Source organism: Pseudomaricurvus sp. (genome assembly GCF_965662505.1).
Lineage (GTDB): Bacteria > Pseudomonadota > Gammaproteobacteria > Pseudomonadales > Cellvibrionaceae > Pseudomaricurvus.
In genome coordinates, this window is sequence record NZ_CBFIHX010000235.1 from 1 (window position 1) to 2,011 (window position 2,011).

The following is a 2,011-nucleotide window of genomic DNA, read 5'->3' on the forward strand; positions in this document are numbered from 1 at the left end:
GGTGTTGATGGTCTTCAGATTGTTGAGACAATGAGCAAGGCCTCATCGTCCGAGTTTGCAAAATTGGCTCCCTCAGTGCTTGAAGCTGCTGGTGAAGGAGACGGTGTCGCGGTTGCCATCGTCGAGCGTGGAGCTCGATATATTGATCGGTTGGCCAGAAAGCTGTTGTCACTTGATCCTCCACGACTGTCCATGTTGGGAGGGATTTCAGGTCCTTTGCAAAAGTGGTTGTCATCTGAAGTTTCTGAGCAGGTGCAGCCGCCTTTAGAGCAGCCAGAGATGGGCGCTGTGTATTTTGCCCGAGAGCGTCATGAGTTAAGTGTGTCAAAAGTTCTAGCGTAAGTATTAAACGGTTGAGTTGGGTCGGAATGTAGAGCTGTCTATGAGCTCTCGTATGAAATGAGTTTTAAAATAATATTGATAAAGGTGAGCAGATGGATTCGGTAATGAATCAGACAGAGCGACAGACTTCCAGTGTCATGCCTATGTTTATTGTGGGTACCTTGTTTTTTATCTTCGGGTTTGTGACCTGGTTAAACGGCTCATTGATTCCGTTTCTCCAGATTGCGTGTGAATTGACGCACATGGAGGCCTATCTGGTCACGATGGCGTTTTACATCTCGTACACTGTCATGGCATTACCAATGTCAGTCATCTTGCGCCGTACGGGGTACCGCAAAGGGATGATGTTAGGTTTGCTGATTATGGCTTTGGGTTCCTTAATCTTTATTCCGGCAGCTGAAGCGAGGATGTTCAGTGTCTTTTTGGTGGCCTTGTTTGTATTGGGTACTGGGTTGACGATCCTGCAAACGGCTTCCAATCCTTACATCGTCCATATTGGCCCGCATGAAACAGCCGCGGTGCGTATCAGCATTATGGGACTGATGAATAAAGGGGCTGGTATCGTTGCTCCACTGGTATTTACCGCGTTTATTCTCAGTGACATGTCTCAGTTTACGGAAGCCCACCTGGCCACTTTGGATCCAGCCCACAAGCTTGCCGAGTTAGAGGCGCTGTCTTCCCGTTTGGTCATGCCTTATATGATTATGGCGGGTATGTTATTGGTTTTGGCTGCGTTGGTGCACTTTTCACCTCTTCCGGAAATTGAAACCGAGAAGAACGAAGCAGAAGGTGAAACAAGCAGTATTCGCCAGCATCCTAATCTGATTTTGGGTGTGATCGCTTTATTCTTTTATGTCGGCGTTGAGGTGATCGCTGGTGACACCATTGGTCTGTTTGGTAAAGAGATGGGGGTTACCAATTTTGGTCAGTTAACCTCCTATACAATGGCATTTATGGTGTCGGCGTATATCGTCGGTATGTTTGTTATTCCTCGCTGGATCAAGCAGGAAACCGCACTGGTGATTTCAGCTGTCTTGGGCTTGATTTTGTCTGTGATGGTTATGGTTGGCAGTGGTGAAAGCTACGCGGTCTGGAATGCCATGTTTGCCTGGACGGGTGTGCCAGCAATTCCCAATGTTGTACTTTTTGTAGCCTTGCTGGGCTTTGCCAATGCTTTGGTTTGGCCGGCGATTTGGCCGATGGCACTGGCTGGTTTGGGCTCCCTGACTAGCACCGGCTCGGCGTTGCTTATTATGGCGATTTCCGGTGGTGCTATTTTCCCCTTTCTTTATGGCGCCATTGCAGATGTGTCGGGTAATTCCCAGAGTGCCTACTGGATTATGATTCCTTGCTACTTGTTTATTCTGTTTTATGCTTTGAAAGGGCATAAGTTAAAGAGCTGGGGTCGCTAGTAAGTGATGTGCAGGCGGTGGATGCGATGAGTAAACCTGAACATATTGTCGTCGTTGGTGGCGGCACGGCCGGATGGATGGCTGCCTGCTTGCTGGCTAAGGCATGGGGTCACGGGGGGCAACCGACACGCGTTACGCTCATCGAGTCCGCTGATATTGATACTATCGGTGTGGGTGAGGGTTCCACACCCTATATGCGTGAGTTTTTTAAGCGCTTGGGATTGACAGAAAAAGAGTGGATGCCAGCGTGCAATGCC

2 protein-coding genes and 1 pseudogene are annotated in these 2,011 nt (G+C 48.8%); all 3 read left to right on the forward strand.

What is annotated here, in order from left to right; genetic code table 11:
• Positions 1 to 342 (forward strand): annotated as a pseudogene (locus ACTG33_RS17065) (ATPase); the annotation flags it as partial.
• A gap of 92 nt (positions 343 to 434) precedes the next feature.
• Complete coding sequence (locus tag ACTG33_RS17070; protein WP_439136463.1) at positions 435 to 1,754, forward strand: sugar MFS transporter; 1,320 nt, start codon at positions 435 to 437, stop codon at positions 1,752 to 1,754.
• Positions 1,755 to 1,780: 26 nt separating this feature from the next.
• Positions 1,781 to 2,011 (forward strand): tryptophan 7-halogenase (locus ACTG33_RS17075; RefSeq protein ID WP_439136465.1); only part of this gene is annotated, 231 nt, incomplete at its 3' end.